At 69.2% G+C, this 13081-nt stretch carries 13 protein-coding genes and 1 pseudogene; 10 read left to right on the top strand and 4 right to left on the bottom strand.

Features of this window, described 5'->3' with window-relative positions; all coding sequences use genetic code 11:
• The gene (locus GOAMI_RS10110; protein ID WP_006436394.1) at positions 1-1632 is read left to right on the top strand and encodes a GAF domain-containing sensor histidine kinase; all 1632 of its coding nucleotides are present in this window, start codon (positions 1-3) and stop codon (positions 1630-1632) included.
• A gap of 19 nt (positions 1633-1651) precedes the next feature.
• On the opposite strand, the gene GOAMI_RS10115 is transcribed toward GOAMI_RS10110, so the two are convergent.
• Entirely contained in the window at positions 1652-2317 is a 666-nt protein-coding gene (locus tag GOAMI_RS10115) for a response regulator (RefSeq protein WP_006436395.1), read from the bottom strand.
• Between the two features lie 231 nt (positions 2318-2548).
• Here GOAMI_RS10115 and GOAMI_RS10120 point away from each other — a divergent pair, with 231 nt between their 5' ends.
• The 4 genes from GOAMI_RS10120 (at position 2549) to GOAMI_RS10135 (ending at position 6662) form a co-directional block, all read left to right on the top strand.
• Complete coding sequence (locus tag GOAMI_RS10120; RefSeq protein WP_006436396.1) at positions 2549-3544, top strand: acyl-ACP desaturase; 996 nt, start codon at positions 2549-2551, stop codon at positions 3542-3544.
• Positions 3541-3825, top strand: a complete 285-nt coding sequence (locus GOAMI_RS10125; protein WP_006436397.1) for a hypothetical protein — start codon at positions 3541-3543, stop codon at positions 3823-3825. The genes GOAMI_RS10120 and GOAMI_RS10125 overlap by 4 nt, the downstream gene beginning before the upstream one ends.
• Before the next feature lie 54 nt (positions 3826-3879).
• Positions 3880-5079 carry a uroporphyrinogen-III C-methyltransferase gene (cobA, locus tag GOAMI_RS10130; protein ID WP_006436398.1) on the top strand — a complete coding sequence of 400 codons (1200 nt, stop codon included), beginning with the start codon at positions 3880-3882 and terminating at the stop codon, positions 5077-5079.
• A gap of 80 nt (positions 5080-5159) precedes the next feature.
• On the top strand, positions 5160-6662 hold the full coding sequence (locus tag GOAMI_RS10135; protein WP_040004735.1) for a DHA2 family efflux MFS transporter permease subunit: 1503 nt from the start codon (positions 5160-5162) through the stop codon (positions 6660-6662).
• A 7-nt stretch (positions 6663-6669) separates the two neighbouring features.
• Here GOAMI_RS10135 and yaaA read toward each other — a convergent pair whose 3' ends face one another.
• A complete protein-coding gene (gene yaaA / locus GOAMI_RS10140) occupies positions 6670-7452 on the bottom strand; it encodes a peroxide stress protein YaaA (protein WP_174324725.1) in 783 nt (260 codons plus the stop codon).
• Here yaaA and GOAMI_RS10145 point away from each other — a divergent pair.
• The gene (locus tag GOAMI_RS10145; RefSeq protein ID WP_040004739.1) at positions 7451-9181 is read left to right on the top strand and encodes a proline--tRNA ligase; all 1731 of its coding nucleotides are present in this window, start codon (positions 7451-7453) and stop codon (positions 9179-9181) included. The two genes, yaaA and GOAMI_RS10145, sit on opposite strands and share 2 nt — an antisense overlap.
• A gap of 20 nt (positions 9182-9201) precedes the next feature.
• Here GOAMI_RS10145 and GOAMI_RS10150 read toward each other — a convergent pair whose 3' ends face one another.
• Together GOAMI_RS10150 and GOAMI_RS10155 are read right to left on the bottom strand one after the other, a co-directional pair.
• On the bottom strand, positions 9202-9672 hold the full coding sequence (locus GOAMI_RS10150) for a ferritin-like domain-containing protein (protein WP_006436402.1): 471 nt from the start codon (positions 9670-9672) through the stop codon (positions 9202-9204).
• Complete coding sequence (locus tag GOAMI_RS10155; protein ID WP_051995400.1) at positions 9669-10172, bottom strand: hypothetical protein; 504 nt, start codon at positions 10170-10172, stop codon at positions 9669-9671. Before GOAMI_RS10155 ends, GOAMI_RS10150 begins: the two co-directional genes overlap by 4 nt.
• A gap of 115 nt (positions 10173-10287) precedes the next feature.
• On the opposite strand from GOAMI_RS10155, the gene rimP reads away from it, so the two are divergent.
• The 4 genes and pseudogenes from rimP to GOAMI_RS22585 all read left to right on the top strand — a co-directional run.
• Positions 10288-10857, top strand: a complete 570-nt coding sequence (gene rimP, locus GOAMI_RS10160; protein ID WP_006436404.1) for a ribosome maturation factor RimP — start codon at positions 10288-10290, stop codon at positions 10855-10857.
• 69 nt (positions 10858-10926) lie between these two features.
• Complete coding sequence (gene nusA / locus GOAMI_RS10165; protein ID WP_006436405.1) at positions 10927-11937, top strand: transcription termination factor NusA; 1011 nt, start codon at positions 10927-10929, stop codon at positions 11935-11937.
• 103 nt (positions 11938-12040) lie between these two features.
• Positions 12041-12295 carry a YlxR family protein gene (locus GOAMI_RS10170; RefSeq protein ID WP_040004736.1) on the top strand — a complete coding sequence of 85 codons (255 nt, stop codon included), beginning with the start codon at positions 12041-12043 and terminating at the stop codon, positions 12293-12295.
• Positions 12296-12427: 132 nt separating this feature from the next.
• Positions 12428-13081 (top strand): annotated as a pseudogene (locus GOAMI_RS22585) (translation initiation factor IF-2 N-terminal domain-containing protein); the annotation flags it as partial.

Raw genomic sequence — 13081 nt, forward strand, 5'->3', positions numbered from 1 at the left:
ATGACGGCACGCCGACTGCGCGAGACCCTTGACGCGTTGGCCACCCACGGTGCCGACGACCCCGATCTGCTGCGTCAGCTCCTCGAGGCCGTGCTCGTCGTCGGGCAGGGCGTCGAACTCGACCGCGCGTTGCAGCGCATCGTCGAGGTGGCCGCCGGTCTGGTGGATGCGCAGTACGGAGCGCTGGGTGTGCGCGGTCCCGACGGTGGTCTCAGCGAGTTCGTCCACATCGGGATCACCGATGCACAGCGGGCGACGATGGGGCATCTGCCGGTGGGCCGGGGCGTTCTGGGGCTGTTGATCGACGACCCACGACTGCACCGCATCCACGACCTCGGCGCACATCCGACCTCGGTCGGGTTCCCGCCGAATCACCCGCCCATGCACACCTTCCTCGGTGCGCCGATCCTGGTGCGCGGCGAGGTGTTCGGCAGCATCTACCTCACCGAGAAACGTTCGGCCGACGACTTCTCCGAGGTCGACGAGACGGTCGTCGCCGTACTCGCGGTGGCCGCGGGAATCGCCATCGACAACGCCGGACTCTTCGAACGCGCACGGACCCGGCATCGCTGGATGCAGGTGCTGGCCCGTCGCGGTTCGGAACCACTGGCCGGTATCGCGTTGTCCGACACCATGTCCCGGATGTGTGTCGACGTCGCCGACCTGGTGGGCGCGGTCGACGTCTTCCTCCTCACCGAACTCGACGGCGAGGTGGAGTTGCGTGGTCACACCGGTGACCGTCTCGAGATCGACAGCTTCACCGCACCGCCGGCGAACGCCCTGGCCGTCCTGCACGCGGGCTCGATCGCGCCGTCGCTGGTTCGCCGCGGGGCCCGCTGGACGTCGGTGCAACCGCTGCAGCGGGCGTCGGGAGCGTTCGGCTGGATGCTCATCACCCATCGTGACCGGCCGTACTGGGACGAGGAGGAGATCGCCGGACTGGCCGGTGTCGCCGAGATCGCCTCGCTGGCGGTGGTCTACGCCGAACAGCAGCAGATCGCCCGCGATCTCGAGGTGCTCGAGGACCGCCACCGCATCGCGCGGGATCTCCACGACCACGTCATCCAGCGGCTCTTCGCCGTCGGCATGTCGGTGCAGACCCTGCTGGCCGGATCGACCGATCCCGCTGCCGCCACCGCGCGTCTCGAACAGATCATGACCGACCTCGATCGCACGATCGCGCAGATCCGGACCTCGATCTTCGATCTGCAGACGGCGACGGCCAACGCCGACGGTTCGACCCTGCGTCGGCGCGTCCTCGACGTCGTCTCCGAATTGTCCGGGCATGCGTCGATCTCGCCGAGTGTCGAGTTCGACGGTCCCGTCGACACCGTGGTGCCGGACACGCTGGGACCGCACATCGACGCGGTGCTGCGCGAAGGGCTCAGCAACGCCTTGCGCCATGCGCAGGCCGACCACATCGCGGTGGCGGTCCGAGCCGACGACGTGCTGACCGTCGAGATCACCGACGACGGCGTCGGCATCGGCACCGACGTCACCTACCGCGGTCTGGAGAACCTGACCCGGCGCGCCGAGGACTGCGACGGGACGTTCAGCGTGGTCACTCGTCCGCGCGGCAACCGCGACGAGGGCGGGACGACCCTCACCTGGTCGGTGCCGTTCATCGGTTGACGCCGGTCGGCTCCGCGGATCAGCCCTTGGGGTCGCGGAGTTTGGTCGCCATCACCGCGACCTGGGTTCGGCGCTGCATGTCGAGCTTGCCGAGGATGCGGGACACGTAGTTCTTGATCGTCTTCTCCGCCAGGAACATCCGTTCGGCGATCTGCCGGTTGGTCAGACCCTCCCCGATGAGGTTGAACACCTCACGCTCCTGATGGGTGAGCTCCGCGAGAGGGTCCTTCTCGGCCTGCTTGCCGTCGCGCAACTTGGCCAGCAGGGCAGCGGTCGACCGGTCGTCGAGCAGCGAACCGCCCTGTCCCACGGTGCGGACCGCGGCCACCAGGTTGTGGCCGAGGATCTGTTTGAGCACGAAGCCCGACGCGCCGGCGAGGACCGCGGCGAGCAGGGCGTCGTCGTCGGCGTAACTCGTGAGCATCAGGCACTTCACGTTCGGGTCGGCGGCGCGGACGTCGCGGCAGAGTTCGACGCCGTTGCCGTCGGGCAGACGGACGTCGAGGACCGCCACGTCGGGCTTGGTCGCGAGGATGCCGACCAGTGCCTCACCGACGGACGCGGCCTCGCCGACGACCTCGATGTCGTCAGCGGTGCCGAGGAGGTCGCGGAGTCCGCGTCGGACGAGCTCGTGGTCGTCGACGAGGTAGACGCGGACCGGGGCGGGGGTCGAATCGTCAGCCATGGTCTGAACGTACCGGACCGTCTCAGCTGCGAGAACTCACGACGCGATGCTGTGTCGCCGGCGACAGTGACTTTGTGTCGCGGGCGACAGCGTCCCGACCGGATTCGCGACGTCGGGCCCCATGGATGCGGGACTTTCTCCCCACGAGCAACACCCGTCTCCGGGAGCAGAGTGGTTGTCGACGGATTCTCGATCCGCCTGTCCACCCCGAACTTCGGACCAGGAGAGCAAGTGACCACCCTCATCGGACCACCCGAAACGATCGACAACGGGATGACCGGATCGGACCTGCTGCGCGAACTGCTACCCGTGTGCGAGACCGAGGTGGAGCGTCACATGCGGATGACCAAGGACTGGCACCCGCACGATTACGTGCCGTGGGACGAGGGCCGGAACTTCGCGATGCTCGGCGGCATCGACTGGGACCCCGAACAGTCGCAGCTGTCGGAGACCGCCAAGGCCGCGATGATCACCAACCTGCTCACCGAGGACAACCTGCCGTCCTACCACCGCGTCATCGCCCAGAACTTCAGCCTCGACGACGCGTGGGGCTGGTGGGTCGGCCGCTGGACCGCCGAGGAGAACCGCCACTCCGTGGTCATGCGCGACTACCTGGTCGTCACCCGCGGCGTCGACCCGGTGGAACTCGAAGAGATCCGGATGGCCCACATGACGGCAGGTTTCAATCCGCTGCCCGAGGACGACGGACAGCGGGACCACAGCTTCGACATGCTGTTCGCCGTGGCGTATGTCAGCTTCCAGGAACTCGCGACCCGCGTCTCGCACCGCAACACCGGCAAGGCCTGCGGGGATCCGATCGCCGACCGCATGCTGCAGCGCGTCGCCGCCGACGAGAACCTGCACATGCTCTTCTATCGCAACATCGTGGCCGGCGCCCTCGACCTGGTTCCCGACCAGACGATGGCTGCGATCTACGCGATCGTGTCGAACTTCCAGATGCCCGGCGCCACGATGCCGAACTTCCGGCGCAACGCGGTGCTGATCGCCAAGGGCGGTATCTACGACCTGCCGCAGCACATGTCCGAGGTGGTCATGCCGGTGCTGCGCAAGTGGCGCATCTTCGAGCGCGACGACTTCGGTCCGCTCGGTGAGCACTACCGCGAACTGCTCGCCGACTTCCTCGAGCAGATGAACATCAAGGTCGAGAAGTTCGAGGCGTCGCGCGAACGCGCCCTGCAGCGCGAGCGGGCACGGGGCCGGGCATGACTCTCGTGCAGCCGGTCGGGATGGATGAGATCGGGAGTTCCGTGGACGCGTGCGGTTGTGACTCCGGGTTCGTCACGGCGATCTTGATGGCCGAGGCGGCCGCGGACCGGAACCCGGCCTGGTGGAACGAGATCCGGACCGGCGCCGACGACGCGCTCGACGCGGCCTACTGCAGCTCCAAGCTGCTCGGTGCGCTGATCCAGTCGGCCGCCCACCGGCTCGGCGTCCCGGCCGCCGACATCTGGGGCCACATCCGCCGCACCGGCGAGCTGCCGCTCTAGATCACACCGGCTGGACACCGAGGGCCAGGTCTCCGCCCGGTAGTGTCACCTCCCATGTCTGGTCACTATCTCGTCGGCCTCGATCTCGCGGGCCGCAGGGTGGTCGTCGTCGGCGGCGGGTCCGTCGCACAGCGACGGCTGCCGAACCTCATCGCGGCCGGAGCCGTCGTGCACGTCATCGCCGTCGACCCCACGCCGGCCGTCGAGTCGTTCCAGGGGATCACCGTGACCCGCCGCGCGTACGCCGACGGCGACCTCGAAGGCGCCTGGTACGTGATGGCGTGCACCGACGATCCCGACGTCAACGCGGCCGTCGTCGCCGAGGCCGAACGCCGCCACACCTTCTGCGTCCGCGCCGACGACGCCCGGTACGGAACCGCGGTCACCCCCGCCTCCGGCCGGCACCGCGACGTACAGTTCGGCGTGCTCGCCGGTGGCGACCACAAACTGTCGGCCGCCCTGCGCGCCGCGATCAGCCGCGCCCTGGCCGACGGTTCGCTGTCGGTCGACGACGCCGAACCGCACGCCCCCGGCGTCGCGCTGGTCGGCGGCGGTCCCGGCGACCCCGACCTCATCACCGTGCGCGGCCAGCGGCTCCTCGCCGAGGCCGACGTCGTGGTCGCCGACCGGCTGGCGCCGCCCGAGTTGCTCGCCGAGCTGGGCCCGCAGGTCGAGGTCATCGACGCCGCGAAGGTGCCCTACGGACGCGCGATGAAGCAGGAGGCCATCAACGACGTCCTCGTCACCAAGGCGAAGGAGGGCAAGTTCGTCGTCCGGCTCAAGGGTGGCGACCCGTACGTCTACGGCCGCGGCTTCGAGGAGCTGCAGGCCTGTGTCGCCGCCGGCGTGCCGGTCACCGTGGTGCCCGGCATCAGCAGCTCGATCGCCGCACCCGCATCGGCCGGCATCCCGGTGACCCACCGCGGCGTCACCCACGAGGTGGTCATCGCCTCCGGCCACGTCCCGCCCGGACATCCCGACTCGCTGATCGACTGGTCGGCGATGGGCAGGTTGCGCGGCACCCTCGTGCTGATGATGGCCGTCGAGCGTGTCGACCTCTTCGCCGACGCCCTGCTCGAGGCCGGCCGGCCCGCCGACACCCCGGTCGCCCTGATCGAGAACGGATCCCTGCCGACGCAGCGCCTGCTGCGCACCGACCTCGCGCATGCCGCCGAGGTCGCGGCGGCGGAGGGATTGCGCCCGCCGGCCATCGTCGTCATCGGTGAGGTCGCCGGGTTCACCGAGGGCTCCTGAGCCCGGACATCGGGTGAGCGGGGACACCGAACCAACGGGGATTGGCACATCGGCGCGCTCGGCCGGTACCGTCGTGCCTTATGTCGACTCCCGGATCCGTGCACGCTGGAGCTGTGGACAACTCCCAGTTCCGTCCGGTCTTCGGACTGCCGATCCTGGTGCTGTCCGGAATGCAGCTTCTCATGGTGCTCGACGGCACTGTCGCGGCGCTGGCACTCCCACGCATCCGCGATGCCCTGAGCCTCTCCGAATCGAGCGCGAACTGGGTCATCAGCAGCTATGTCCTGGCCTTCGGCGGGCTGATGCTGCTGGGTGGCCGTCTCGGCGACACCTTCGGTCGCAAGCGGATGTTCATGGTGGGCGTCGTGGCGTTCACCCTGACCTCACTGCTCTGCGGACTGGCGTGGAACGAGGCGAGCCTGATCGTCGGCCGCGCGCTGCAGGGCGCGTCGGCGGCGGTGGCCGCGCCCACCGCGATGGCGCTGGTCGCGACCACCTTCGCGCCGGGTAAACCCCGTAGCCAGGCCTTCGCGATCTACGCGGCGATGACGGGTGTCGGCTCGGTGGCCGGGCTGATCCTCGGCGGTGTGCTGACCGAGGTGTCGTGGCGCCTCGTGTTCCTCATCAACGTGCCCATCGGACTGGTCGTCGTCATCGGTGCGATGCTCGCGCTGCGTGAGTCGCAGGGGGAACGGTTGCCCCTCGACGTCCCCGGCGCGGTGCTCGGCACCCTCGGCTGCACCCTGCTGGTGCTCGGTGTCAACGAGGGGCCCAACGGGTGGGACTCGCCGGTCGTGATCGTCTCGTTCGTGCTCGGCGCACTGGCACTCATCGCCTTCGTGATCGTCGAGCGCCGCGCTCCCAACCCGATCCTGCCGTTCTCCCTGTTCGACAACAGCTCACGCGTCGCGGCACTGCTGGCGATCCTGTTCGCCAGCATGATCATGATGTGCATGGCGGTCTTCATCTCGCTCTACCTGCAGGGCATCTTGAAGTACTCGCCGATCCAGAGCGGTCTGGCGGTCGTCCCGTTCGCCTTCGGTCTCGGAATCGCCGCGGCGATCGCGTCGAAACTCGCCCTGATGGTCCAGCCCCGCTGGCTGGTCCTGGTCGGCGGTGCGGTCATCCTCGCCGGCTGCTTCTATGCGTCGTCGATCGCCACCGATGCGCCCGATTACTTCCCGGGCATCTTCATCCCGGTCGTCGTGATCGGCTTCGGTGTGGGGCTCGCGGTGATCCCGCTGACCCTGGCCGTGGTCGCCGGCGTCGGACCCCATGAGATCGGTCCGCTGACCGCCCTCGCACAGGTCGCCCAGAACCTCGGCGGTGCTGTCGGTCTGGTCGTGGTCGGTGCGCTGGTGACGTCGCGGGCGCTGTCCAGGGGCGGCACCACCGAACCGGTCGAGACCATGAATCCCGCCCAGCTGGCGGCCCAGGCGGAGGGTTACGGTCTCGCCTTCGCGGCCTGCGCCGGTATCGCGGTCATCGCCGCGATCGTGGTCCTGTTCATGCGGTTCACCCCTGAGCAGGTCGCCGAGGGGCAGGCGGCCCAGGAAGCCGCCGACGCGGGCGTCGACAAGTGACCGACGATCAGTCGGTGAGCACCACGATCTGATCGGGTGCGGCGATCTCGACGCGCTGGCCCGCGTCGGACAGTACGGCGGCCAGACCGTTGACGTCCCGCACGTTCCGCCGCGTGCGGACCAGCTCGCGGGCCATCAGGCCCTTGTAGTGCTTGTTGAAGTGACTCACGACCTTGCGTGAGCCGTCGGGCTGTTCGGTCATCACCGTTGCGGTGACCGCACCGCGGACGGGGCCGAGCTGCTGGTAGACGCCCGACCGCAGATCGATGACGAAGTCGTCCACGGCGTCGAGGGCCGGCGACAGTTCCGGCTTCCAGATCGACGCGAGCGTCGGCATCCCGGGGAGCTTCGAACCACCCGACAGCCGGTAGGCGGGGATCGGGTCGGCGGCGCGCACCACACCGAACAGTGCCGATCCGATGGCCAGGCGTTCGGCGGCCTTGGTCTTGCCCGCCTTCGTCAGCGAGGCGTGATCCAGGGCGTCATAGAGCACGCCGGTGTAGCGCTCGATGGCCGGGCGGGTGGGGGAGAGCCAGAGGTCGGCGTTGCGGTCGACCTCGGCGAGCTGAGTCGTCCCCAGACCCAGGGCCCGGCGGCTCGCGTCGAGGTCGCCGGCGAGATCGACGATGGCCTCACCGATGCGTTTGCGGACGGGGTTCAGTTCCGGAAACGACAGCGTGTCCAGGTCGAGGGGAGCCCCGTGCCCACCGTCGGATTTGGTCTCGGAGGGAGGCAGGATGACGAGCACCGGAACACCATAACTAAGCTGGTTTGTCGTGATCACACGCATGTCGACCCTGTTCCTGCGGACCCTGCGCGACGACCCGGCCGATGCCGAGGTGCCCAGCCACAAGCTGCTGGTGAGAGCGGGCTACGTCCGCCGCGTCGCGCCCGGTGTCTACTCCTGGCTGCCGCTGGGTCTGCGCGTCCTCAAGGCCATCGAGAACGTGGTGCGCGAGGAGATGAACGCGATCGGCGGCCAGGAGATCCTGCTGCCGGCGCTGCTGCCGCGTGAACCGTACGAGGCGACCAACCGCTGGACCGAGTACGGCGACGCGCTGTTCCGCCTCAAGGACCGCAAGGGTGCCGACATGCTCCTCGGGCCCACGCACGAGGAACTCTTCGCGACGCTGGTCAAGGGCGAGTACTCGTCCTACAAGGACATGCCGGTCATCCTGTACCAGATCCAGACCAAGTACCGCGACGAGGAACGGCCCCGCGCGGGCATCCTCCGCGGTCGCGAGTTCGTGATGAAGGACGCCTACTCCTTCGACCTCGACGACGACGGCCTCAAGAAGGCCTACAACCTGCATCGCGAGGCGTACCAGAAGATCTTCGAACGCCTGCAGATCAAGTACGTCATCGTCTCCGCCACGTCCGGCGCGATGGGCGGCAGCGCCTCCGAGGAGTTCCTGGCCGAGTCCGAGGTCGGCGAGGACACCTTCGTGCGGTGCCTGGAGTCGGGTTACGCGGCGAACGTCGAGGCGGTCGTGACGCGTTCGCCCGAACCGAAGCCGATCGACGGCCTGCCCGAGGCCGTGGCACACGACACCCCGGACACCTCGACGATCGAGACCTTGGTGACGTGGGCGAACGAGACCCTCGACGGTGAGTTCGCCGCGGCCGACACCCTCAAGAACGTGATGGTGAAACTGCGTGCGCCGGGCAAGGACTGGGAGATCGTCGGCGTCGGCGTCCCCGGTGACCGCGAGGTCGACATGAAGCGTCTCGAGGCATCCGTCGAGCCGGCCGAGGTCGAGTTGCTCACCGACGCCGACTTCGCCGCCAACCCGTTCCTCGTCAAGGGGTACATCGGGCCGAAGGCCTTGGCCGCCAACGGTATCCGTTATCTCGTCGACCCGCGTGTGGTCGACGGCACGTCGTGGATCACCGGTGCCGACGAGCCCGGACGCCACTACGTCGGCCTCGTGGCCGGCCGTGACTTCACGCCCGACGGCACCGTCGAGGCCGCGGAGGTCCGCGACGGCGATCCGTCGCCGGACGGCGCCGGAGTGCTGGTGAGCGCCAAGGGCATCGAGATCGGGCACATCTTCCAGCTCGGCCAGAAGTACACCGATGCCTTCGAGGTCGACGTGCTGGGCGAGAACGGCAAGCCGGTCCGGCTGACCCAGGGGTCCTACGGCGTCGGCGTGTCACGTCTGGTGGCGGTCATCGCGGAGCAGTCGCACGACGACAATGGGCTGCGCTGGCCGAAGACCGTGGCGCCGTTCGCCGTTCACCTCGTCATCGCGAACAAGGACGAGGCCGCGATCTCCGGTGCCGAGCAACTCGCCGCCGATCTCGATGCCGCCGGACTCGAGGTTCTCCTCGACGACCGCAAGGCGTCGCCCGGCGTGAAGTTCAAGGACGCCGAGCTCCTCGGCATGCCGACGGTGGTGGTCGTCGGACGCGGTTACGCCAAGGGCACCATCGAGATCCGCGACCGCTTCACCGGTGAGACCACGGAGGTGGCCGTAGACGGGGCGGTGGACGCGATCGTCGCGGCCGCCCGCGCCTGAGAATCAGCCCCTGCTTGTGATCAACCCGAGACAGGCGACCCCGGGAACGCGACCGTGACCGGGGTCTTCTGCAGCAGCGCCCGCCAGGTGGCGGCGCGGACCGCGCAGTCCGACAGGCCGTCGACGCCGATCCGGCGGCCGGCCTCGTCATCGGCCTGCTCGAGCAGGGCCCGGTATGCCGTCGTGCAATCCACCTCGGCCGCGAGTGCGGCCTGCGCGGCGGATTCGGGATCGGTCACCTGTACGGGGAGTGTGTAGCCCGCCGCGGCGAGCGGCGGGGTGCCACCGGCGGCGGAGATCGTCCGGTCGATCTCGTCACGACGGGCACGGTGCTCGGCGGCGTAGTCGTCGACCATGCGACGACGCGCGGCCGCGACGTACGCGGTGATCACCCCGTAGGCGAAGATCGCGGCGTTCTCGGCGCCGGCGGCGACGGCGAGCGGATCGCCGCTGTCGGCCACGGGCGACGGAGACGGGACGGGTGTGGTCATGCCAGTTGCACCTCTCGCATCGAGGTCACGGCGGCCGCGACCGATCCGACCAGTCCGGCCGGGTACCCGGACAGGGATATCGCCACATCACGGGCCTCACCCGACGACCGCTCGAGTTCGGCCCGCAGGCTCACGAGGGTCGGCGGTGCGGCGGGTGCGGGTGACGTCGAGGGTTGCGGCTCGTCGACGGTCGCCGCGACCTCCTGGTCGAGACGGATGATCTCCTCCCGCAGCGCCCGCCCATGCTCGGCGCGCTGATCGGCCACGACGGTGAGCGCCGCCGTATACCCGGGTTCGGCGGTCGCGAGCGAGCGAGCGCTCTTCTCGTCGGCGAGAGCGCTCCGCACTAGGGGTACCAGTCGCTCGGCGGTGACGGTCTCCTCCGACGGCCCGGTGCTGCAGCCCGACACGCCGACAACGCCCAGGCCGGCCACCGCGACCCCGGCAACGAGTCCGCCGCGCAGCACGGTGCGCCGATCCAATGTGGTCACGCGACACATGATGCCAGCCGCGAAACCGAGGTGGTCGGGGCACGCCCGGCGATCCACTAGGATGTGTCAAGCAACGACGTGCGAAACCAGGCACGGCCCGACAACTGAAGACGAGGGGAGTGGCATGCCGATCAGCCCGCCGCAGGTGAGTGAACTCGTCGAAAAGCTTGTCGCAGAGCAAGGTTTCGACCTCGAAGACGTCACCGTCAACCGGCGCGACGGCCAGGACGAACTGACGATCGTCGTCGACCGCGACGGCGGCAGCGACCTCGACGTCCTCGCCGACCTGTCCAACCGGATCTCCGAGGTCCTCGACGCGGATCCCGAACTCGCCGAAGGCGACCCCTACGTCCTCGAGGTGACCTCGCCGGGGGTCGACCGTCCGCTGACCCTTCCGCGCCACTGGCGCCGCAACGCCGGTCGCCGCGTCGCCGTCGACGTGGCCGCGCGGGAGGGGAGTGAGGCCCGCTCCGTGACGGGCCGCATCGGCAGGCTCACCGGGGAGACCATCGAGATCGTGATGAACCACCGCGGGCGGATCGCGGTCGAGTCCGTCCCGCTCGACGCGGTGACGACAGCGGTCGTGCAGGTCGACTTCTCGCAGCCGAGCGTGACCGAGCTCGAACTCTGCGGCCTCGACGCCGACGAGATCGAACGCCGGCGGGCGCGAGACCGGACGCAACTGAACAACTGAACAACCACGGACGAGAGAACAGCAGCGACAAGTGAAAAGCGGGGGACAAGTGAATAGGAGCCAGACCGCATGAACATCGACATCGGCGCACTGCGCATGATCGAGGCTGACAAGGGCATCTCGATCGAGACGGTCATCACCGCCATCGAGACCGCCCTGCTGACCGCCTACCGTCACACCGACGGCTTCGCGCCGCACGCGCGCGTCGACATCAACCGCAAGTCGGGTGCCGTCCGGGTGATGGCGCAGGAGGTCGACCAGAACGGCGACGTCGTCCACGAGTGGGACGACACCCCCGAGGGCTTCGGCCGGATCGCGGCCACCACCGCGCGCCAGGTCATCCTGCAGCGGCTGCGCGACGCGGAGAACGAGAAGAACTTCGGTGACCTCGTCGCCCACGAGGGTGAAATCGTCGGCGGCGTCGTCCAGCAGGACTCCCGCGCCAACGCCCGCGGCATGGTCGTGGTGCAGATCGGCAGCGACGCCAACAGCACCGAGGGCGTCATCCCGCCCGCCGAGCAGGTACCCGGCGAGGTCTACACCCACGGTGACCGCATCAAGTGCTACGTCGTCGGCGTGAGCCGCGGCCCCCGCGGACCCCAGATCACGCTCTCGCGAACCCATCCGAACCTGGTCCGCAAGCTGTTCTCGCTCGAGGTGCCCGAGATCGAGGACGGCTCCGTCGAGATCGTCGCGGTCGCCCGCGAGGCCGGCCACCGCTCCAAGATCGCCGTCCACACCGGTGTGGCCGGGCTCAACGCCAAGGGTGCCTGTATCGGCCCGATGGGACAGCGCGTGCGCAACGTGATGAGCGAACTCGCCGGCGAGAAGATCGACATCATCGACTACGACACCGATCCCGGGGTGTTCGTCGGGAATGCGCTGTCGCCTGCGAAGGTTGTATCGGTCACCGTGGTCGACGCGGCCGCGAAGGCGGCCCGCGTCGTCGTCCCCGACTATCAGCTCTCCCTCGCCATCGGCAAGGAAGGGCAGAATGCCCGGTTGGCCGCCCGGCTGACCGGTTGGCGGATCGACATCCGCTCCGACGCCGCGCCCGCGGTCGAAGGAGCCGCCGAGTGACGCGTGTGACAGCCGATTGTTCGCGATCGGCCCGGTCGCGCTAGACTGATCGATGGTTCAGCGTTCCGCCCCCCGCACGTCAACCAACCACAGGCCCGTCCGGATGTGTGTCGGTTGTCGGCAACGGGCAGAGATCACCGAATTGGTTCGTGTCGTCGCGCAGAAGTGTGACGACACCACCGGACTCGTGGTCGATCCCGCGAAGACCATGCCGGGACGTGGCGCTTGGTTGCATGCGAGGGCGGAGTGCATCTCTGTCGCGACGCGACGCAGGGCCTTCGCCGCGGCACTCCGGTCCCCCGGTCTGACCGCGGACCCGGAAGATCTCGCCGAACAGCTCGGCGTGATCACCCACTAAAAGATGGCTCCTCGGAGCCGGAACAGGTTGCAGAAGACATGAGCACACCGTGAAGTCCCCACGATGAGCATGTACCGGACATAAATCGAGGCCGTAGCGGGTTAGCCGCTTGGCCTCCAACAAAGGAGAGCAGTGGCAGGCAAAGCCCGCGTGCACGAACTGGCCAAAGAGCTCGGCGTGACGAGCAAGCAGGTGCTCGAGCGCCTCAAGGAACAGGGCGAGTTCGTCAAATCGGCGTCGTCGACGGTAGAGGCCCCAGTGGCCCGTCGACTGCGTGAATCATTCCCAGGCAAGGACGGGGCGAGCAAGGACGGCGGTTCGTCGTCGGCACCCGGTCCTCGCCAGTCGGCCAAACCCGGACCCAAGCCGTCCGGTGCGCCGAAGCCCGGAGCCGCCCCGGCAGCGCCGGCGGCGGGTCGTCCCACCCCGGGACCCCAGTCCACCGCGCCCCAGACCGGCGCACCCCAGACCGGCGCACCCCAGACCGGCGCACCCAAGCCGGGCGGCCCGAAGCCGGGTCCCGCCCCGGTCGAGACCCCCGCACCGGCTGCGGCCGAGCGTCCCAGTCCGGCCCCCGCCCCCGGCGGTCCCAGCCGGCACCGGCACCTGCGGCCCCGGCCGCGTCGGCAGCTCCCACGCCGCCGACCAAGGCCCCGGGTCCCCGTCCCGGCCCCAAGCCCGGCCCGCGTGCTCCGCGCGTCGGCAACAACCCGTATTCGTCGGCCCCGGCTCCCGCGCCGCGCCCGGCGGCTCGTCCCGGCCCCGGCCAGGGCGGTCCGCGTCCCG

The sequence above is a fragment of the Gordonia amicalis NBRC 100051 = JCM 11271 genome (assembly GCF_000332995.1).
Lineage (GTDB): Bacteria > Actinomycetota > Actinomycetes > Mycobacteriales > Mycobacteriaceae > Gordonia > Gordonia amicalis.

Coding starts and splice junctions, on each gene's coding strand:
- GOAMI_RS10110 (WP_006436394.1), top strand. CDS start 1: ATGACGGCACGCCGACTGCGCGAGACCCTTGACGCGTTGGCCACCCAC.
- GOAMI_RS10115 (WP_006436395.1), bottom strand. CDS start 2,317: ATGGCTGACGATTCGACCCCCGCCCCGGTCCGCGTCTACCTCGTCGAC.
- GOAMI_RS10125 (WP_006436397.1), top strand. CDS start 3,541: ATGACTCTCGTGCAGCCGGTCGGGATGGATGAGATCGGGAGTTCCGTG.
- cobA (WP_006436398.1), top strand. CDS start 3,880: ATGTCTGGTCACTATCTCGTCGGCCTCGATCTCGCGGGCCGCAGGGTG.
- GOAMI_RS10135 (WP_040004735.1), top strand. CDS start 5,160: ATGTCGACTCCCGGATCCGTGCACGCTGGAGCTGTGGACAACTCCCAG.
- GOAMI_RS10145 (WP_040004739.1), top strand. CDS start 7,451: ATGTCGACCCTGTTCCTGCGGACCCTGCGCGACGACCCGGCCGATGCC.
- yaaA (WP_174324725.1), bottom strand. CDS start 7,452: ATGCGTGTGATCACGACAAACCAGCTTAGTTATGGTGTTCCGGTGCTC.
- GOAMI_RS10150 (WP_006436402.1), bottom strand. CDS start 9,672: ATGACCACACCCGTCCCGTCTCCGTCGCCCGTGGCCGACAGCGGCGAT.
- GOAMI_RS10155 (WP_051995400.1), bottom strand. CDS start 10,172: ATGTGTCGCGTGACCACATTGGATCGGCGCACCGTGCTGCGCGGCGGA.
- rimP (WP_006436404.1), top strand. CDS start 10,288: ATGCCGATCAGCCCGCCGCAGGTGAGTGAACTCGTCGAAAAGCTTGTC.
- nusA (WP_006436405.1), top strand. CDS start 10,927: ATGAACATCGACATCGGCGCACTGCGCATGATCGAGGCTGACAAGGGC.
- GOAMI_RS10170 (WP_040004736.1), top strand. CDS start 12,041: ATGTGTGTCGGTTGTCGGCAACGGGCAGAGATCACCGAATTGGTTCGT.